The sequence below is a fragment of the Legionella sp. D16C41 genome (assembly GCF_048541585.1).
Classification (GTDB): Bacteria; Pseudomonadota; Gammaproteobacteria; order Legionellales; family Legionellaceae; genus Legionella_C.
The window spans coordinates 403282-421810 of the sequence record NZ_CP183303.1; the positions used below are offsets into that span (position 1 = coordinate 403282).

The window sequence follows — 18529 nt, forward strand, 5'->3', positions numbered from 1 at the left end:
ATTATGAAAAATAAGAATAAGACTAAAAAAATATTTTCAGGGTTTTTAAAGTTATTAGGGCCAGGATTGATTACAGGCGCCAGCGATGACGATCCATCGGGAATTGCTACCTACTCTCAAGCTGGTGCGCAATTTGGTTTTGCTACACTTTGGACGGCACTAATTACCTTTCCTTTAATGGCGTCCATTCAAGAAATGTGTGCTCGTATTGGTGCAGTGACTGGTGAGGGGTTAGTAAGTAATATTAAAAAACATTATTCATTAACCATACTATATCTTGTTTTATTTTTTTGCATCCCTGCTATTATTTTAAACATTGGTGCTGATATTGCGGGCATGGGAGCTGTTACCCATTTACTTATCCCAGCAGTTCCTACTTATGTATTTTCTATTTTATTTACCCTTATTTTAACTATAGCAATTGTTTTTTTACCCTATCAGAAAATTGCTGCTGTTTTAAAATACCTATGCTTATCGCTTTTACTGTATTTAATTATTCCTTTCTTAATTAAACCAGATTTACTACAAGTACTTAAATATACTTTTATTCCCACCATTCATTTTAATAAAGAGTTTATAAATATTTTAGTCGCAATATTAGGTACAACCATTTCACCTTATTTGTTTTTTTGGCAAGCGACTATGGTAGTAGAGCATAAAAAACATCAAATAAAAAAAGTGATTGTTAATAAAAGAACAATGAGTGAAGTTAAATTTGATATTCAATTTGGTATGCTATTTTCCAATTTAATTATGTATTTTATTATTTTAACGACGGGAGCTACCTTATTTAAGGCGGGTATTCAGCATATTGATACTGTAGAGCAAGCCGCAAAAGCTTTAGAGCCACTAGCTGGACGATTTGCCTATTTGTTATTTGCACTAGGAGTAATTGGTACAGGATTACTTGCAATTCCGGTGTTAACAGGTTGTCTTTCTTATACTCTCTCAGCAACATTTAATTGGCGAGGTAGCTTAGATAAAAAATATTATCAGGCAAAAGCTTTTTATGGAACAATTTTTATCTCATTAATATTAGGCTTAAGTATCAATTTCGTTGGAATATCGGTTATTGATGCTTTAATTTATACGGCTATTTTCTATGGCATTATAGCGCCCATTTTAATATTAATTGTGCTACATATGGCTAACAATAAAAAAATAATGGGCAATTTTACTAATAACAGACTATCAAACATATTAGGTTTTATTACTTTCTTCTTAATGTTAGCGGCTATTATCCTTTTAATTTATTTTCAAATTTATTAGCACTGTTTTCAAAGTCGCTAGGATGAGAAAAAGATCTAGATTTTTAAGGACTGTAGTGGATTATATAAAAGCATGTGCGCAATGAACTACAGAAAATAAGTACCTTCTGGCTACTTTAATAGATTCTAGAAACCTATTCTTAGTCTACGCTTATTTAAAAGCACTATTAAATTTTAATAGGGTTAATAATGGAGACGGAGATAAAGGATTGTCTAATAGTTGGTGCAGGGCCTGCTGGATTAACAGCTGCTATTTATTTAGCGCGCTTCCGTCGCAATATTGCTATTTATGATTGTAGTTACAGTAGAGCTTCCTTAATCCCTACTTCTCATAATTATCCTGGTTTTGTGAACGGCATTTCTGGTAATGAATTACTAGAGCGGTTAAAGCAGCAATTACAGCCTTATAATATAGCTGTAGTCAGAGAGAAAATTGAGTCATTAAGCCAAGTTGATGGGCACTTTATAGCGAAAAGTAGCCAAGGGGAAATTTTAAGTAAATACATTATTTTAGCTACTGGTGTAAAAGATATTGAACCGGAGCTACCTTTTGTTAATGATGCAGTACGACTAGGATTAATTCGTCACTGCCCTATTTGTGATGGTTTTGAAATTATTGATCAAAAAATTGCCGTAATAGGTGAAGGGAAGGATGGTCTAGCTGAAGCTATATTTTTGCGCCATTACACGCCATATATTACTTTACTTACTTTAGGCCGTGAGCCGCACTGGACTAAGAAAGAACTGAAAGATATTAAACAAGCGGGGTTAATTGTTAATTCCTTACCCTTAGTGAAAGTTGAACTGACTATAGATAAGGGGGCAACGCTTTATTTTGCTGATGGCCAAAAAGAGCACTACCATTGTCTTTATTCCGCTCTGGGTTGTATTAAGCATACTGCTTTAGCCCTTATGCTTAATGCAAAGCATAAAGATGGAAAATTATTGGTAAATCATTGTTATGAAACTTCTATTAAAGGGTTATTTGCCATAGGTGATTTAGTCTCTAATTTATATCAAATTTGTGTGGCTGAGAGCCATGCAGCGATTGCTGCTACAACTATCCATCGAAAATTAGCTAAGCTTAATTAAATTTTTACAGTTAAAAATTAAAAATATTTTATTTTAGGTAGTGGTATATGAAAACAATAAAACAAGTAGTTACTTTCCTTAAAGAAACGGAGCTTACCTTAGTCACTGCTGAGTCATGTACAGCAGGACAAATTCTTGCCTTATTAGGAAAAATTGAAGGGTGTGGAACCTGTCTAGACGCAGGCTTTGTTGTTTACTCTTCAAACGCTAAAAAAAGACTTTTAGCCGTGAAACAAACAACTATTGATAAGTATACTTTAACCAGTGAAGAAGTGGCGCTTGAAATGGCTAAAGGTGCTTTAGAAGGCAGTAGTGCTAATGTTGTTATTGCTACGACTGGTATAACAGGTGATGAACCTATGGATGATGTTGCGCCAGGTACGGTTTGTTTTGCTTGGGGAATTAAAAAACAAGGAAAGCTAAAATTTACAACGGAAACTAAGCGTTTTCAAGGAAGCCGAGCTAGAATTCAAATTAATGCTGCTAAATATGCATTATTAATGCTTTCAACACGTTATTTGAAATTAATTAACAGTGTTTAAACTAGATAATATTAAATTCCTATTACGTAAATTTGCTGTTTTATTACAGACATTATGATTGTATTTGTTATACTGCGATTAAATTATAATCATAATGAAGCTGATCATGACTAAGAAAAAAAATAATAATGAACCTGAAAAACAATTTAAAAACCTAAAAAAGCAATATCAAAGAGATTATGACGGGCTTTTTGACTGCCGTAGTGCTCATGCTATGCAACAGTTAATAAAGCGGCACAATAGACGGATTAAAAGCATTGGCCAGGATAAATTGGCTCCTTCGCAAGTACTTGTTATTAATGAGTTAAAAGAAAGATATCAAGCGCTACAAGAAAACAAAAAAATTGAATTAGGTATAATAGCGCTTCCACAAGTAGCTTATAACGAAAATTTATGTGCTGAAATAGATAATAACCAGCCAACAAAATCGCCATCTCAGCAGCCTATAGCTAATGTTTCTGAGAAACCTTTGCCAACGCAAAGTCCTAGTAAACAATTTGTACCGTCACTAGGTTTAGAACAAGATACTGCTAAGATCGCTATACTAGCTAAAAATAAACGTGCGGATTTAGCCTTACAGCCTATTTTAAATGAATCAAACGAGAGGCCAGCCAATTATGAAGAAATGCTTGCCTGGCTTAAAACAAAAGGTTTAACAGGTAACTCCTTATATCAAGTTTTAGACCGTTTACATCATGGCGCTAGTCATCGATGGAATCCTTATTGGCAAAACAGTCAGAAAAAATTAAATAGTATTCTTTCAGCCCTTAATAATTTAGAGCCTACCGTCTCCTTAGCGGTTGAAATGGGGAATAAAGAGTCTGAACTTTATCAAGCGGTAAATATGAAGCGTATTAGTTGCTTTACATTCTTTAGCGGTGGTTGTGGCGCTGATGTCTCTAAATCATTACAAATAGTTGAAGATTTAAGTAATAATTTGCAAACCTCTTCAATACTTCGATAGTTTAGGCTTTGCATGCTCTTGTGTGAGGGCATGCGCTTGCTCTGTATAGTCTAGTCTATGCTCTTTCAGCTGCATTAGCTTGCTGTTAACAATTTTCAAGCATTTTAACATTGATTTTTAGCCTGTTAGAGCCATAATTAGTAATAATTAAATCAGTTGGGAAAATCAGATGACTAAGTTTTTAATAGTTATATTAATTATCTTAGCGGTATTGTTTTTTTGGGCGATTGGTATATTTAATACTTTAATCGGCATGATAGAATCAATTAATAATAATAAACGTCAAATTGATATTCAACTTGATCGTCGCTTTAAAGTGTTTGAGTCTTTAATTGAAACTGTAAAAAAATATATGGATTATGAGCAGACAACATTAAAAGACGTTGTTGCACTACGTAATCAAGCACAAGCTGCAAGAGCTTCTGGTGATGAAAAAGCAAGGATTGCAGCGGAAAATGGCATTTCCCAAATTGCTTCAGGTTTAAATGTGGTTTTTGAACAATACCCTGACTTAAAAGCAAATCAAAACGTTATGCAACTACAAGAAGAAATCGTTAATACTGAAAATAAACTTGCTTATGCAAAGCAAGCTTATAACGATAGTGTTGAACGTTATTACGCTAAGAAAAAATCTTTCTTTGAATCAATGGTCGTAAATTTTTTCCCAGCAAAATTAGATAAAGAATTTGAATATTGGTCATTACCCGAAGAGCAAATTAAGGCTAATGAAAATTATACAGTTAAATTTTAATTGAGTAATAAGCATGCCGATTAGTGATTATGAGGCAAGTGTTGGTAACTGGCGAGAAGGGCTTAAGCGTAATGAACGCAAAACTCGCCTAGTTATTATAACGTTTATTTTAATCTATGTTGGCGTTGGATTAATTGCTGATAGTGCCATTAATATTTCTAACTACCCTAATGTTCCTTTAACGCAAATACTTACAGCACTAATAACATTTAAAATTGTGCCTTGGGCAACAATTATTATGGCGGTTATTGCCGGTATTTCCTTATTAGTTACCTATTCGATGTACGATACTATTATGTTGCTAGGTACTGAATATCACGAAATCACTGCAGAAAATGCACAGAATCTGCAAGAAAAACAACTTTATAATGTTGTAGAAGAGATGAAAGTTGCTGCAGGCTTAAGATATATGCCCAAAGTATATCTTATTGAAGCAGATTATATGAATGCATTTGCAAGTGGTTATAGTGAAAAATCAGCTATGGTCGCTATTACCCGAGGTCTAATTGAAAAACTAGATCGAGCCGAACTACAAGCAGTTATGGCCCATGAGCTTAGTCATATACGCCATAATGATATTAAATTAACCTTAACCGTTGCTGTATTAAGTAATATTTTACTGATTGTAATTGATATTCTATTTTATTCTGTAATTTACCGCGGCAATAATGATCGCCGACAAAATAATAACGCTAATACTTTAGCGACAGTAATCATTGTTTTACGTTATGTATTGCCTTTAATAACCGTTCTCTTAACACTTTTCTTAAGTCGTACTCGCGAATATATGGCAGATTCTGGCTCAGTAGAATTGATGCGCGATAACGAGCCTATGGCACGGGCTTTATTAAAAATAAGTCAAGATCATTTAAATCACGCTAATGAATATAGCCATGAATATGGGGAGACCCCGCACGAACAGATTCGGCAAGCTTCTTATTTATTTGACCCTTCAAGCATTGATCCAGTTAAATCACTATTTAATGCTTTTTCTACCCACCCTCAAATTGAACAACGTTTAGAAGCAATAGGTTTTAAACGTAGGAAAGATAAATCAGGTTAATTAGACAATTTTTTAGAATTTAAGTTGCAACATATTTACTTGAAATATACTATCTATCTTGAAAAAAAATTCCTTCTTAAGTTGCTTGATGATAACTGAAGTGGAGTCTAATTAGTGGCGCTTATTAGTTAGCGTAAAATTAAGATATTTAAGTACAAGGATGCATTGTGAGTTGCAAAAGATTTGTGATATCTATAGCTAGTGCTTGTTTAGCTACGACTGTTTTCGCTGAAGATTTTACTTTTTTTACTCCAGATTGGACAAAAGTTATTACTCTCAGTATGGGGCCCACTTGGGCAAGTCCAGGAGAAACCCAAACTTACTACACTCCTCCAGGTATATCACCGAATTATCAGTATACCCAATATTTAGCGCGTGAAACTACAGAAACTGTTACCTCAGGTGAGGTGTTTTTTGCGTTACAACGGCCATTAACGCCTTGGGTAACCCAGCGCCTAGGTATTGCTTTTGCCGCTACAACCGAAGCAGATTTACATGGAACCTTGGCATTGAATTTAATACCGGTAGCAAGTTACCGTTATAAAATCAGTCATGCTCATGTGGCTTTAAAAGGACTATTCTTTGCTTGTCCGGATCTATGGATTCAACCCTATATTAGTGGCAGTTTTGGTTATAGTTTCAATGCATCTGATTCATTTAAAACCAATCCCCCCCTTAATTTTTATAACTATAATAATGGCAATAATGGCGCGCTTACCTTATTAAAATTTCCTGCAAGTACTAAAGGCTCATTCGCCTACACAATAGGCTTAGGTTTTCAGGTTAAACTTGCTAAGAATTGGGAGTTTGGCATGGGCTATGAATTGGCTGATTGGGGTAGAAGTCAGCTTAAAAAATCCTATTTTGGTGAGGTATTTCCACCACCAAAGATAGGTAGCGTGTATGCTCATCAACTACAATTTAGTCTTAGCTATTTATATTGTTTATAAAACAGCACACCTATTATACGTTTATTGTAATATAGGACTTCTTTGGAAACTGTTGATATTGAGACAAGGTCCGCAATGTTAAAAGTGCAGTTTCCATAGCGTAAATGCGCATTTTGCAGTACTTTTTTCGCTTGAGATTGACTGTTAATAGCAATTTTTTGCAAAAACTTAATACTTAATTTAGTAAGGACTAACAATAATATCTAAAGTATTAATAATTAATGGAGAAGAGTGAGCGGGATTGGCAGTAGCTACTAAAGCGGTAAATTCTACTTTTTTATTTATTTCAGGAATAATAAATGATTGATGGACACGCCAGCAGCTAGCTTCATCACAATCTTCTGGTTCTACAATGACTGCTGGTAAAATAGGCTCTGGCTGAAGTGTAATGGGAGGTTGGCCGCGAAAATTAGCTTCTACACTATTACCTAAATAGTGATTTAAAAAAACTTCCATAGTACGCCAAGCTCGATGTTTATAAAAGCGGTGCACATTAGCGGCTTCAGAAATTGTTTCATGCTGGCCAGCAATAAGGGTAGCCATTAATGTTTCTTCTGTCCATTCACTAATCTGATCGGGTGTATAAGCAAAGCTACATATTGGAAAAGTAACAATAAGTAAGATTGCTAAAGTTTTTAAATTAAATTTTGCCATAATCAAGATCCATCTTTAAGTTATTAGCAAATCTAGTATCATCAACTAAGCTTTATACTCTGTTGTAAGCTCGTTCGTCATATACGTCATGTACGCCTTTCACCTTACACTCTCGCAATTTGCTTAAAATTTAGTGGATGACGCTATACTAAGCAGTCATTACTATTTATTGTTGGTCATAAAGTTCAATAAATCAATAAACCTCTCAACAAACTGTCATGAGGGCTTACTATTAATCTCTTAAACCAACTCCTTTTTTTAACAGGATTAAATTTAGGATAGTCAAAGCAATAACTATTGAACAAATAATGGTCATAGACAGATGAATATCTACTTCTTCATGTCCAATCATGGCATGTCGTAAGGCATTAACTTTATATAAGATAGGATTAAAGTGAGAAATTTTCTGCCACATAGGCGATAGCATACTGGTTGAATAAAAAACGCCTCCAAGGTAGGTAAGTGGCGCTAAAACAAAGGTTGGAATAAGCATAACATCATCAAAGTTTCGTGCAATCATAGCATTAGTAAAACCTGCTAAGGAAAATAAAGCAGATACTAAAACAATAACTAAAATTGTGAGAGGAATATTACTAATATGCAATGTTACAAAGAAGCCAGCTACTATAATTACTAAAAACGCTACGATGACGCCACGAATGATACCACCTAATACATAACCTAATAAAAGTAGGCCATTGTGCAGAGGGCTTACCAAAATTTCTTCAATACTTTTTTGGAAACGCAAACTAAATAAAGAGGTTGAAACATTGCCGTAAGCATTAGTAATCACGGACATCATTACTAAGCCTGGGGCAATAAAGGTTGTGTAATCTACGCCCTCAATAGGACCAATGCGTTTGCCAATTAAGCTACCAAAGATTAAAAAATAAAGGGCAGTAGTAATAACTGGCGGTAAGAATACTTGACTTGCTATGCGAAACATTCTTACAGTTTCGCGTCTAACAATAGTATATAAGCCAATGAACTGTTGATTAATGGTCATGATTAATTAAATCCAAAAAAAGCTCTTCTAAGCGATTCGTTTTATTTCTTAAACTATGTATATGAATACCTACCTCACTTAAACGTTTAAAAACATCATTTAAGCTCACACTATTATCAATTCGCAGTTCAAAAGTATAAGAATCAATTAATTGAGGTGTAAAAGGGTTAAGTGGTGGTAATTCTGCTATAGGGGCTTGTGTGGTAAAGATTAACGTTTGATGATGTAAACTTGTGAGTAGTTTTTTCATTGAAGTGTTCTTAACAATCTCACCTTTATTGATAATGGCAATATTTTTACAAAGCTGTTCTGCTTCTTCTAAGTAGTGTGTAGTTAAAATAATGGTAGTGCCTTCAGCGTTCGTTTTAGTGAAAAAATCCCACATGCTACGTCTAATTTCAATATCTACGCCTGCTGTTGGCTCGTCAAGAATTAAAACTTTAGGTTTATGAATAAGTGCGCGGGCAATCATTAAGCGACGCTTCATACCACCGGATAAATGGCGGGCAATAACTTGTCGTTTTTCCCATAATCCAAGTTGTTGAAGTAATTCGTCAACACGCGGCTTTGCCATATGGCGTGTGATACCATAAAAACCGGCTTCATTAATTAAAATTTGTTCACATGTTTCGAAAATATTTAAATTAAATTCTTGTGGTACTAAACCTAAGCAGGATTTAGCTTGTGCAGGATGGGTATCTAAATTGTATCCACAAATCTTAATGGTCCCAGATGTCTTAGTTAAAAGAGTAGTAATTACGCCAATAGTAGTTGATTTACCTGCACCATTTGCACCTAACAGGGCAAAAAAATCGCCTGCCTTAACATTTAAGTCAATACCTTTTAAGGCTTCAACCCCACTTTTATAAACCTTTCGCAAAGCTTTAATTTCAAGAGCGTACATAAATTCTTATTACCAATACTTAATTAGATTTTGAATAAATTTCTTTCGAGCTGTGATAAGGTAAGATATATTACAAAAAGAGCATTAAAAGTACCATAGCTTAGTATACTAGAGTATTTGGTGCCTCTTTTTCATGTATGATCTTTATTAATGATCAAGTCTTAAGAAATTAAGTATAGCTATGCATTAAAATACCATAACTTGTATTGTTAATGATACCAATTACTCATGTATCTAGACTAGGTTAGGCGAGCACTTAGTGGTTAAGTGCTCTTAGACTGTTTTAAGCTTTCTACTTAGTAATTATAGTCACTTGCAAAGCTATCATTTTCATCCTCGGAATCTTCTAAATCTCTAGATTGATTAGCTGCACGAATTTTAGCCAGTTTTTCTAGTAATTTCGGATCATTAAAAAAGCCTAGATTTGGAGAGTACTTTTTTTTTCTACTTCAAGCGTTTCATTTTGCTTGCCTTTCCTGCGACGCTCAGCAATTTTTTCTTCTAATTCTGAATGAAAACTTAATGTCTTAGCAGGAGGCTTCTCTATAGGGCGCTGATCAGACTCTGAGCTCTTAAGAGTAGTTGGCTTTACGCTAGTATCTTTTTTCTTCGTTATATTAGGAGAGGTCCAAATAGGCGGCGGAGTAGGGGCCTTAGGAGGAGGCGTTAAATTATCTAAAATCATTGCTACACTGCCAATAGGTAATGAAGTACTATTCATTTCATTATTTGATTTATCATCCATTAAATCCTGCTTTGCCTGGCTAGTATCTTTCTGCACAAAATCATTAGTAAAAGCTAACGGCTTGTCTGGCTCAGGTTTAGTGGTAATTAAGTCATTTAAACTAGCAACAGTTTTTTTTATTTGTTCGAGGATAGGTCCCGCTGTAGATAGTTTTTCCCATTGGTTTTTGGCTGACTCTAAGCCTCTTACCTGCTCTCTTAAGTGTCCATTTTGCTCTTTTAATAAATTCATTTCTGTTTGCTGACAATTAATTTGATCAGTTAACATTGCTATTTGACTTTGATGCGCATTTTGTAAATTACCAATGGCGCGCTGTAATTCATTTAATACATTAATGGAATGTTTGGCCTCGGGATTAATTTGAATAAGCATATTTGGATCGGTGATAAAGCTATATGTTTTATCCTTTTCATAATACTCACTTAAAAAGGTGCTAACTAAATTGGCAAACCATGGATCGCTTACTAAATAACGAGTGGCTGTAACAGCTAAAACGGAAATTAGGCTTTTATCTTCAAATAAGCTACCTCCATCATCACCGTATTCGATACTTGTTAAAATGCTATTTAAGTTGCTTGTTATATAATCATAGTGCTCGTCCTTTTTATAAAAAATGAGGCCGCCTTTCGCTTTTTGCGAGTAATCAGTAGTTAATTTTTTAAATAATTGAATAAATTGAGGTGACAGTGGCATTCCTAGCTCCTAAGAAATTCCCTTCTAGCATTTAATACTAACCTTAAGCGCGCGTCAATTAAACATTATGGAAATTAGTAATATATTTTGCAGCTTAAATGGCTATAAAAATTATAAAGTAGGGTTATATCAGTAAGCTTGCTTTTGTTTTTAGCCAGCCGGTAATACTAAGTCTATCTATAGTTGTCTTTTGCACTTCATGAGGTAGGTGACTTAAGAAACAAATAAAGCGATTATAAGTGGGCAAAATAGAAGTAATTAATTGATTTTCTTGATTATAAAGAGTTAATTGACCACCATAGTCTGGTTGCCAGTTAGGATTAAGATAATATACAAAAGATATTTTTCTATGATAGTTATTTTTAAATTGATCGATATGTTTTTTATAAAAAGAGCCTGTTTGGTAAAAAGCAAAATGAGTTTCTAATTCGGTTAAACTTAAATAAAGTTGTTCATTTAAAGTTAGTTTTATTTGCATTATTACTTGCCAGAAGGGCTTAATATTGGGAAAGGATTCATCTAACCAGTAAATTTTATCTGTTCGAATGGATGTATTTTGCTTGGTATTTGTTAAATTACCAATTCTAGCAGGACGAAATTTACCTTGCTTGATTAATGCTAGAGCGTTATGTTGCAATAAATAAGCAACTTGCTCATCTAAGAAATGATCACAAATATAAAATCCTTGCTCACAAAGCGCATTGACTAAAAGACTACTATTAATCACAAAACACCACGTTATTAAATAGTAGGCATTTTAACCAAAAATTATTCTTTTACAAGCAATCGTTAACGTCGCCCCGGAATGCAAGGTGCTTCCACAAATTCACCATTTATTTTAAGTACCATATTTACACTGCGTCGATGGTAACGTGAAAGTATATCAAAATTTGCAGGCGTCACATAACCGTAACTAGTTCCACAATACACAAGTGATGTAGCGCTTTTAGTAGGCTTGGGGTGAATAGGAATATCACATTCCCAACGAAACCGCGTCAGATCACAATTAGCAAAGGCCAGCTGGATAGGAAGTAAACTAAGTAGGAGGGTAATTTTAATTTTAGCCATAATATTCCTCTTATTTATTTTTTTGTCGACTGTTTAGAAAAGATCTTTAATTTTGGCGTAATAGATCATCTCCAACCTGCTGAAAGCCTGTATTTGGCACATTTTGTATAGGTTAATTACAGGTTGGCAGTACTTAAGTTTTGGTGTATGCAGAGGGTTATCATATTGAGGCGTATCAGCTCTCTGAGATCCATTTTTAATGTGGCATATGTTCTCAGTAATTTTATTTTATAAATTTTTAAAATCAGTCTATCCTTAGTGACTAATACTTGTTTTAATAATCTAATAACAAGCTCAATATTGGCATTAGGCTTTATTCTTCAAAATAAGGATGGGGGAATAATTTGTCTACCAAACAATTTTTAGATTTGCTTCATCAAGGAAATTATATAGAGGCATTAGAATGGCCTACTTTTGTGCATAATAAATATAGCGCAGATGATAAATCTGTAGGCGCTGATAGTTTATTAGTTTTAACTATTTACGAACTTGTTAACTCTGATTTTTCAATCAACGAATTAGAGTCCATTCAAATTTTATACGCTTTTTTAAACTCTTTTATTTTACCTGCCGAAAAAGCTTATGCTGGTACCATAATAATTAGTGCTGCCATACAGTATTATATTTATTTAGAGAAAGGCCTACTTAACTTTTTTAAGGGAAGTTTGACCGATATAAGAAATTTCTTTAACAATGCAAATTTAAACAACAATGCAAACTTAAACGATGTTGAACTAATTGAGGCCTGGATGAATCGAACAAATCCAGTCTTAAATACGGCAACAAATAATATTTGTTTAGCTGAAAAAACAGCTTCATTAGAACAAAAATTACCAAAATATTCTAAGTTAATGGAACAATTAGGCAAACAAATTCTTATAATAAACCGCTATCAAGAACTTTGCTTAGAGTATATTCAATTATTAGATAATTTACCTGAAAAAGAAAAAACAGTGAAAACTGGAATGCGTATGGGTATTGCACGATCACTTTACGATTATCTTAGCAATCAAGTTATTTGTACTTCTGCAGTGAAAAAAGAAATCCTCTCTTATCTTAATAAAATACGGGCTGAGCAAGAACAGAATTTAATATTAGTGCATGAGGAAAATTACCTTAAACAGCTAGAAGATAAAACCACTTTTCAACGTATATATGAACAATCTAAATATTGTGTAGGTTTTTTTACGAAAGGAGTTATTAATACGCTTTTCACCTTTAGTGCAGACGCTGAAACTAAACAAGAAAAAAACGAACAAATTCCTTCTTAATTTTCTTTCCATTTGCTAAGCTTTACTAGCGACTAAATTTGATTAGAGTCATATAGATTTTATAAATTTGTTAAATGTAGTTTTTAACTGAAATGACTAGGTTGTAGTAGGTATTTTAGTTAAACAAAGTTTGAATATTCATGCTTTAGCAGCTTAATCTTATAATCAATAGCTTTAAGGTCACCCATATAACCGCCATGAGATGTTTTACCAACTACACGATGGCAGGGTATAAACAAGGCCAAAGGATTTCGTTTGCAAGCTTGTCCTATAGCGCGTGGGCTGGTTTGCAATGTATTAGCTAGTGCACCATAAGTGATGGTTCGACCTACTGGTATTACTAAAAGCGCGTTCCAAACACGTTGCTGATAAGTTGTGCCTTGTGGTTTTAGCGGTAATTGAAAACGATGATGGCAATTATAAAAATAAGCCTTAATTTCAGCCGCTATTAGCTGTGTTAAGTCGTTAGCATCCGAACTTATAATTGGAGTAAGAGTAAAGTTAGCTTGATAAATATAATGCTCATCGAACTCTACTTGAAGCCAGCCAATTGGTGTTTCAAATGAAGTAACGATGAGCATGCAAATTAACTATCTTTTTTAGTAGCTAATTTTTCTTTAATACGAGCAGCCCGACCAGCTAAATCACGTAAATAATATAATTTAGCACGGCGTACATCACCACGACGTTTAACAGTAATACTATCAACAACAGGGCTATAAGTTTGAAAAACACGCTCAACGCCAACATTGTGGGAAATTTTTCTGACTGTAAAAGCAGAATTTAACCCACGATTGCGCTTGGCTATAACCACCCCTTCAAATGCTTGTAAACGCTCGCGTGAGCCTTCTTTTACCCTTACTTGAACTAAAACAGTGTCACCTGGGCTGAAATCAGGAATCTTTTTGCCTTGCATTTGCTCAGCGTTTAGTTGGTCAATAATATTGGTCATGAAGTAACTCCTCAAAATGGCGCTTCTAACAGGAATCGCCGTGTTCGCGTTTAAACTCAACAAGTAGCTGCTTGTCGAGATTACTTAATTCAATTGAATCTAATAACTCCGGGCGTTTTAGCCATGTTTTACCAAGCGCTTGTTTTCTGCGCCAACGTTCAATCTCATAATGATTTCCACTAAGTAAGACTGCTGGAACTTCCATTCCATCTACAATTGCAGGCCTCGTATAGTGAGGATAATCAAGTAAACCATTCATAAATGAATCTTCTACAGCTGATTTTGGGTGACCAAGGCTTCCCGGTAGGAGACGCAAGATAGCATCAATAAATACCATAGCAGCTAACTCACCACCGCTTAAAACAAAATCACCTATCGACCATTCTTCATCAATATGATGTTGAATGATTCGTTCATCTATTCCTTCATATCGCCCCGCAATAAAAAGTAGCGATTGTCTGTGTTGGGCAATATCGTTTAATTCTAATTGACAGATTCTTTTACCCTGAGGGCTTAAGTAAACTGTCTTACATGTTTCAGGCATTTGCGTCTTAGCATGCAAAATAGCAGCATTTAAAGGCTCATACATCATAACCATTCCTGGTCCGCCACCATATGGTTTATCGTCTACCTGACGGTATAGTCTAGAAGACCAATCACGTGGATTCCAATAGTGAAGTTTTGCTAAGCCTTGAGTCACTGTACGGCCAGGTATACCATAGTTTAGCCCTTCAAATATCTCAGGCATTAAAGTAATTATGCCTAAATGCAAAGTGTCTACCATTGGACTTACGCTTTTACAATGCTCAATATTAAATAACTGCCTCTACATCAGCAAATTTTAACGCCTACCTTAACATAATTTATGTTAATTCTGCCGCTTAAGGCATCTCAAATACTAAAAATTGGTATCCCAATCAACTATAATTCGTTGGTTTTCAAGATTTATATCTATTATAAACTGGTTAAGTAGATAAGGAATTAAGACTTGTTTACTTTTGTCCTCGCCTTCCACTACTAAAACATCATTAGAACCAGTAGGCAATATTTCAACGACTTTGCCGAAATGTTCACCTTGCTGACTAAAAACCTCTAATCCTAGAAGTTGATGCCAGTAAAATTCACCTGGATTAAGGCTTGGCAATTGCTCCTTATGAACCCTAATTTCACAATTAGTTAAGCTCATTGCAAGTTCTCGCTCACTAAATTTTTCTACCTTAACAAGGATATGTTTATCAGTTACTTCTACATCTATTAACTGTACAGGTTGCCAATTTTTGTTAATATAAGCGTACCAGCCTTGATAATTAAGAATATTAGTGCGCGGTTCGGTGTAAGAATTAACAGAAATAAATCCTTTAATTCCATGAGCCCGACCAAAACGCCCTACAATAATCCAGTCATCATCAACCACGTTATTCAGTAGTACCAGCTTTTTTGTATTCTTTAAGTAAAGCACGTACACGATCAGATAATTGTGCACCTTGGCTTTGCCAATGGGTAACTTTTTCCATATCCAGATGTAAACGAACTTCTTGACCACGTGCTACAGGATTAAAGTACCCAACGCGCTCAATGTAGTTTCCATCCCTACGTTTACGACTATCGGTAACAACCATGTGATAAAAAGGGCGCTTTTTTGCACCTGCTCTTGATAAACGTATAACGACCATTATATTCCTCTTTAAGAGTGTTACGGTAAAAATGCCGTGTATTGTACGAAAATTAACTCAGTAAGGGAAGTCCTCTAGCTAATTATTTAAAGTCATCTGGTAACATACCTTTTAAACCGGGAAGACCTTTAATACCACGCATCATTTGCTTAAGGCCGCCTGGTTTTGTAAATTTTTTCATCATCTTTTGCATCTGCTCGTATTGTTTTAACAAACGATTAACATCCTGAATTTGAGTTCCTGAGCCTTGTGCGATTCTTTTTTTCCGTGAGCCTACAATAATTTTGGGTAAACGGCGTTCTTTGAGTGTCATCGAATTAATAATGGCAATAGTTTGATTCATGGCTTTATCATTAACTTGACTCATGGCTTGCTGCGGAAGTTGGCCTATACCTGGTAATTTGCTCATCATTCCAGTAATACCACCCATATTATTCATTTGTAACAGTTGTTCTTTAAAATCTTCTAAATCAAAACCTTTACCCTTTTTAATTTTTTTAGCTAGCTTCTCGCTTGCCTTTTTGTCAGCTTTACGTTCAACTTCTTCAATTAAGGATAAAATGTCACCCATACCAAGAATACGTGAAGCAATACGATCAGGGTGAAAAGGCTCTAAGGCATCTATTTTTTCGCCACTACCTAAAAATTTAATGGGCTGACCGGTAATAGATTTAACAGATAAGGCAGCACCACCTCGGGCATCACCATCTATTTTTGTTAAAATCACACCAGTTAAAGGCAGCGTTTCATGAAAGGCTTTAGCAGTATTTGCTGCATCCTGCCCAGTCATACTATCCACTACAAACAAGGTTTCAATAGGGGTAATGGCTTGATGAATGGCCTTAATTTCAGTCATCATCTCGTCATCGATATGTAGCCGTCCTGCAGTATCTACAATAAGTACATCCATATATTGCTTGCGAGCGCTTTCTAAGGCTTGCTTAGCAATATCAACTGGTTTCTCTTGCGTGGTGGCTGGATGAAAAGGCACATTAAGTTGATTGGCTAATAATTGTAATTGTTCAATAGCTGCTGGTCGGTAGATATCTAAGCTTACCAGCATAACTTTTTTATCGGTTTGTTCTTTTAAATAGCGTGCTAATTTAGCAGCACTTGTTGTTTTACCAGAACCTTGTAAGCCTGCCATAAGAAATACGGCTGGTGGTTGGGTTTTAAAATTAAGATCGACCCGTTCATCACCTAAGAAATGAACTAATTCATCATGAACTATTTTAACCAATGCTTGTTCAGGCTTAAGATTAAGATCAACCTCTTGACCGAGTACTTTTGTTTTTGCTTGTTCGATAAATTGCTTAACAACAGGTAAAGCAACATCAGCTTCTAGCAATGACAAACGTATTTCACGCAATGCTTGTTGCGTATTTTCTTCGGTAAACCTACTTTGACCACTAAGAGATTTAAAAGTACGCGTCAGGCGTTCGGTTAAGTTTTCAAACATGATATCATCCGATCAAAAATAATAATTGTAACACGGCAAAGTAGGTCTGCAATGATTGTTCGCAAACAATAAGATTTTATCTACTTAAGTTACCTACATTTTACTATATAGATAGCCGGCAATAAAAAAACTGTATTATAATCTAGCTTAGACTAGAGATTGTAGCTAATAGGCAATTATTTTAAATTCTAATTATTAAAGGAAGTCAGTGGATTTATCCTTAATTATATTATTTATTATTTTAATTATTCTAATTGGCATTTCTGCTTTTTTTTCTGGCTCCGAAATAGGTATGATGTCGTTAAATCGCTATCGATTAAGACATTTAGCTAAAAATAAAAATAATCAAGCACTACGGGTTAGTAAGTTATTATTAAGGCCAGAAAAATTATTAGGTGTAATTTTAATAGGTAGTACATTAGCAAATATTGTTGCTTCTATGGTTGCAACATTGATTGGTCAGCAACTCTATGGCAATGCAGGTGTTGCAATTGCTACTATTTTACTGACAATAGTTATCTTAGTTATCTCTGAGATGATCCCTAAAACGTTAGCTGCCTTATATCCACAGCAGGTTGCTTTCAAAGCTTCTTTTCTACTAAAAATTCTACAACAAGTCATGGCTCCCCTGGTGCAGTTAATCAGCTGGGTAACAAACAGTATTTTAAAGCTATTTGGTGTTTCTTTTGACAGAGCTCAACGAGAAGCCTTAACTGCAGATGAATTGCGTTCGGTTGTAAATGAGGCAGGGGGCCTCTTGCCTATAGAGCATAAAAGTATGTTAATTGGTTTGCTCGATTTAGAAAAAGCTACTGTAGAAGATATCATGATTCCTAAAGCAGACATTGTTGGAATTGATTTAAATAAAACATGGCATGAAATACTCGACCAACTTGAGACTGCCCAACATACTCGTCTACCCCTCTTTCAAGATAGTATTGATCACTTAATAGGTACGGTGCATGTACGTAGCATTCTTAATTTAAGCTTAGAAGAGCGGCTAGATAAGGAGACATTAGTAAAAATTGCCGATGCACCTTATTTTATTCCAGAAGAAACTCCCTTAAGCGTACAAATACTAAATTTCCAAAAGGTAAAAAAACGTATTTCGTTTGTAGTGGATGAATACGGCGATTTGCAAGGTTTAGTTACCTTAGAGGATATCCTAGAGGAAGTAGTAGGAGAATTTACCACTGACATAGCCACCTTAGGTAAGGATATCATTGAGCAAGGGGACGGGACAGTTCTGGTTGATGCAAGTATTACGCTAAGGCATTTAAAACGAGTATTAGGCTGGCAATTACCATCCCTTGGTCCACGTACGTTAAGTGGCTTAATTATTGAATATTTGGGTTATATTCCACCCGCTGACTGTTGTTTAAAAATGGAAAATTATCAAATCGAAATCTTAAAAGTTAGTGATAATATGATTAAAACAGTGCGTATGAGAAAATTGAATTTTAAAAGAAGATAA

The 18529-nt window shown here is 34.8% G+C and carries 21 protein-coding genes; 9 read left to right on the forward strand and 12 right to left on the reverse strand.

The features are described 5' to 3' along the window. Window positions 1-3 precede the first annotated feature (3 nt). The 7 genes from ACNVED_RS01860 to ACNVED_RS01890 all read left to right on the forward strand — a co-directional run bounded on the left by ACNVED_RS01860 (window position 4) and on the right by ACNVED_RS01890 (window position 6630). Window positions 4-1269, forward strand: coding sequence for an NRAMP family divalent metal transporter (locus ACNVED_RS01860; RefSeq protein ID WP_419420066.1), 1266 nt, complete (start codon window positions 4-6; stop codon window positions 1267-1269). Window positions 1270-1457: 188 nt separating this feature from the next. Continuing rightward, on the forward strand, window positions 1458-2360 hold the full coding sequence (locus tag ACNVED_RS01865) for an NAD(P)/FAD-dependent oxidoreductase (RefSeq protein ID WP_419420067.1): 903 nt from the start codon (window positions 1458-1460) through the stop codon (window positions 2358-2360). Between the two features lie 47 nt (window positions 2361-2407). Beyond that, on the forward strand, window positions 2408-2902 hold the full coding sequence (locus ACNVED_RS01870; RefSeq protein ID WP_419420068.1) for a CinA family protein: 495 nt from the start codon (window positions 2408-2410) through the stop codon (window positions 2900-2902). A gap of 106 nt (window positions 2903-3008) precedes the next feature. Then, complete coding sequence (locus tag ACNVED_RS01875) at window positions 3009-3866, forward strand: hypothetical protein (RefSeq protein ID WP_419420069.1); 858 nt, start codon at window positions 3009-3011, stop codon at window positions 3864-3866. 169 nt (window positions 3867-4035) lie between these two features. Then, window positions 4036-4617: a LemA family protein gene (locus ACNVED_RS01880; RefSeq protein ID WP_419420070.1), complete on the forward strand. Its 582-nt coding sequence runs from the start codon at window positions 4036-4038 to the stop codon at window positions 4615-4617. A 13-nt stretch (window positions 4618-4630) separates the two neighbouring features. After that, window positions 4631-5680, forward strand: a complete 1050-nt coding sequence (gene htpX, locus ACNVED_RS01885) for a zinc metalloprotease HtpX (RefSeq protein ID WP_419420071.1) — start codon at window positions 4631-4633, stop codon at window positions 5678-5680. Between the two features lie 167 nt (window positions 5681-5847). Further along, a complete protein-coding gene (locus tag ACNVED_RS01890) occupies window positions 5848-6630 on the forward strand; it encodes a hypothetical protein (RefSeq protein ID WP_419420072.1) in 783 nt (260 codons plus the stop codon). A 180-nt stretch (window positions 6631-6810) separates the two neighbouring features. On the opposite strand, the gene ACNVED_RS01895 is transcribed toward ACNVED_RS01890, so the two are convergent. From ACNVED_RS01895 to ACNVED_RS01920, 6 genes are all read right to left on the reverse strand, one after another. Next, entirely contained in the window at window positions 6811-7284 is a 474-nt protein-coding gene (locus ACNVED_RS01895; RefSeq protein WP_419420073.1) for a hypothetical protein, read from the reverse strand. A gap of 232 nt (window positions 7285-7516) precedes the next feature. After that, window positions 7517-8290, reverse strand: a complete 774-nt coding sequence (locus ACNVED_RS01900) for an ABC transporter permease (protein ID WP_419420074.1) — start codon at window positions 8288-8290, stop codon at window positions 7517-7519. Then, window positions 8280-9194 carry an ABC transporter ATP-binding protein gene (locus ACNVED_RS01905; RefSeq protein WP_419420075.1) on the reverse strand — a complete coding sequence of 305 codons (915 nt, stop codon included), beginning with the start codon at window positions 9192-9194 and terminating at the stop codon, window positions 8280-8282. The genes ACNVED_RS01900 and ACNVED_RS01905 overlap by 11 nt, the downstream gene beginning before the upstream one ends. Before the next feature lie 418 nt (window positions 9195-9612). Then, on the reverse strand, window positions 9613-10632 hold the full coding sequence (locus ACNVED_RS01910; protein ID WP_419420076.1) for a hypothetical protein: 1020 nt from the start codon (window positions 10630-10632) through the stop codon (window positions 9613-9615). A 124-nt stretch (window positions 10633-10756) separates the two neighbouring features. After that, complete coding sequence (locus tag ACNVED_RS01915; RefSeq protein ID WP_419420077.1) at window positions 10757-11359, reverse strand: 2OG-Fe(II) oxygenase; 603 nt, start codon at window positions 11357-11359, stop codon at window positions 10757-10759. Window positions 11360-11421: 62 nt separating this feature from the next. Next, a complete protein-coding gene (locus tag ACNVED_RS01920; RefSeq protein WP_419420078.1) occupies window positions 11422-11700 on the reverse strand; it encodes a hypothetical protein in 279 nt (92 codons plus the stop codon). Window positions 11701-12044: 344 nt separating this feature from the next. Between ACNVED_RS01920 and ACNVED_RS01925 the strand changes: the two genes are divergently transcribed. Beyond that, complete coding sequence (locus tag ACNVED_RS01925; RefSeq protein WP_419420079.1) at window positions 12045-12971, forward strand: helical bundle domain-containing protein; 927 nt, start codon at window positions 12045-12047, stop codon at window positions 12969-12971. A 119-nt stretch (window positions 12972-13090) separates the two neighbouring features. On the opposite strand, the gene ACNVED_RS01930 is transcribed toward ACNVED_RS01925, so the two are convergent. The 6 genes from ACNVED_RS01930 to ffh form a co-directional block, all read right to left on the reverse strand. Further along, entirely contained in the window at window positions 13091-13552 is a 462-nt protein-coding gene (locus ACNVED_RS01930; RefSeq protein ID WP_419420080.1) for a methylated-DNA--[protein]-cysteine S-methyltransferase, read from the reverse strand. A 5-nt stretch (window positions 13553-13557) separates the two neighbouring features. After that, a complete protein-coding gene (gene rplS / locus ACNVED_RS01935) occupies window positions 13558-13923 on the reverse strand; it encodes a 50S ribosomal protein L19 (RefSeq protein ID WP_419420081.1) in 366 nt (121 codons plus the stop codon). A gap of 25 nt (window positions 13924-13948) precedes the next feature. After that, window positions 13949-14707 carry a tRNA (guanosine(37)-N1)-methyltransferase TrmD gene (trmD, locus tag ACNVED_RS01940; protein ID WP_419420082.1) on the reverse strand — a complete coding sequence of 253 codons (759 nt, stop codon included), beginning with the start codon at window positions 14705-14707 and terminating at the stop codon, window positions 13949-13951. 114 nt (window positions 14708-14821) lie between these two features. Next, window positions 14822-15346, reverse strand: coding sequence for a ribosome maturation factor RimM (rimM, locus tag ACNVED_RS01945; RefSeq protein ID WP_419421132.1), 525 nt, complete (start codon window positions 15344-15346; stop codon window positions 14822-14824). Then, the gene (rpsP, locus tag ACNVED_RS01950) at window positions 15339-15596 is read right to left on the reverse strand and encodes a 30S ribosomal protein S16 (protein ID WP_419420083.1); all 258 of its coding nucleotides are present in this window, start codon (window positions 15594-15596) and stop codon (window positions 15339-15341) included. Before rpsP ends, rimM begins: the two co-directional genes overlap by 8 nt. A gap of 82 nt (window positions 15597-15678) precedes the next feature. After that, entirely contained in the window at window positions 15679-17055 is a 1377-nt protein-coding gene (ffh, locus tag ACNVED_RS01955) for a signal recognition particle protein (RefSeq protein ID WP_419420084.1), read from the reverse strand. A gap of 208 nt (window positions 17056-17263) precedes the next feature. Here ffh and ACNVED_RS01960 point away from each other — a divergent pair, with 208 nt between their 5' ends. Continuing rightward, window positions 17264-18529 carry an HlyC/CorC family transporter gene (locus tag ACNVED_RS01960; protein WP_419420085.1) on the forward strand — a complete coding sequence of 422 codons (1266 nt, stop codon included), beginning with the start codon at window positions 17264-17266 and terminating at the stop codon, window positions 18527-18529.

What these genes read in the sequence shown, in the direction of transcription:
- ACNVED_RS01860 (WP_419420066.1), top strand. Translation starts at nt 4, where the DNA reads ATGAAAAATAAGAATAAGACTAAAAAAATATTTTCAGGGTTTTTAAAG.
- ACNVED_RS01865 (WP_419420067.1), top strand. Translation starts at nt 1,458, where the DNA reads ATGGAGACGGAGATAAAGGATTGTCTAATAGTTGGTGCAGGGCCTGCT.
- ACNVED_RS01870 (WP_419420068.1), top strand. Translation starts at nt 2,408, where the DNA reads ATGAAAACAATAAAACAAGTAGTTACTTTCCTTAAAGAAACGGAGCTT.
- ACNVED_RS01875 (WP_419420069.1), top strand. Translation starts at nt 3,009, where the DNA reads ATGACTAAGAAAAAAAATAATAATGAACCTGAAAAACAATTTAAAAAC.
- ACNVED_RS01880 (WP_419420070.1), top strand. Translation starts at nt 4,036, where the DNA reads ATGACTAAGTTTTTAATAGTTATATTAATTATCTTAGCGGTATTGTTT.
- htpX (WP_419420071.1), top strand. Translation starts at nt 4,631, where the DNA reads ATGCCGATTAGTGATTATGAGGCAAGTGTTGGTAACTGGCGAGAAGGG.
- ACNVED_RS01895 (WP_419420073.1), bottom strand. Translation starts at nt 7,284, where the DNA reads ATGGCAAAATTTAATTTAAAAACTTTAGCAATCTTACTTATTGTTACT.
- ACNVED_RS01900 (WP_419420074.1), bottom strand. Translation starts at nt 8,290, where the DNA reads ATGACCATTAATCAACAGTTCATTGGCTTATATACTATTGTTAGACGC.
- ACNVED_RS01905 (WP_419420075.1), bottom strand. Translation starts at nt 9,194, where the DNA reads ATGTACGCTCTTGAAATTAAAGCTTTGCGAAAGGTTTATAAAAGTGGG.
- ACNVED_RS01910 (WP_419420076.1), bottom strand. Translation starts at nt 10,632, where the DNA reads ATGCCACTGTCACCTCAATTTATTCAATTATTTAAAAAATTAACTACT.
- ACNVED_RS01920 (WP_419420078.1), bottom strand. Translation starts at nt 11,700, where the DNA reads ATGGCTAAAATTAAAATTACCCTCCTACTTAGTTTACTTCCTATCCAG.
- ACNVED_RS01930 (WP_419420080.1), bottom strand. Translation starts at nt 13,552, where the DNA reads ATGCTCATCGTTACTTCATTTGAAACACCAATTGGCTGGCTTCAAGTA.
- rplS (WP_419420081.1), bottom strand. Translation starts at nt 13,923, where the DNA reads ATGACCAATATTATTGACCAACTAAACGCTGAGCAAATGCAAGGCAAA.
- trmD (WP_419420082.1), bottom strand. Translation starts at nt 14,707, where the DNA reads ATGGTAGACACTTTGCATTTAGGCATAATTACTTTAATGCCTGAGATA.
- rpsP (WP_419420083.1), bottom strand. Translation starts at nt 15,596, where the DNA reads ATGGTCGTTATACGTTTATCAAGAGCAGGTGCAAAAAAGCGCCCTTTT.
- ffh (WP_419420084.1), bottom strand. Translation starts at nt 17,055, where the DNA reads ATGTTTGAAAACTTAACCGAACGCCTGACGCGTACTTTTAAATCTCTT.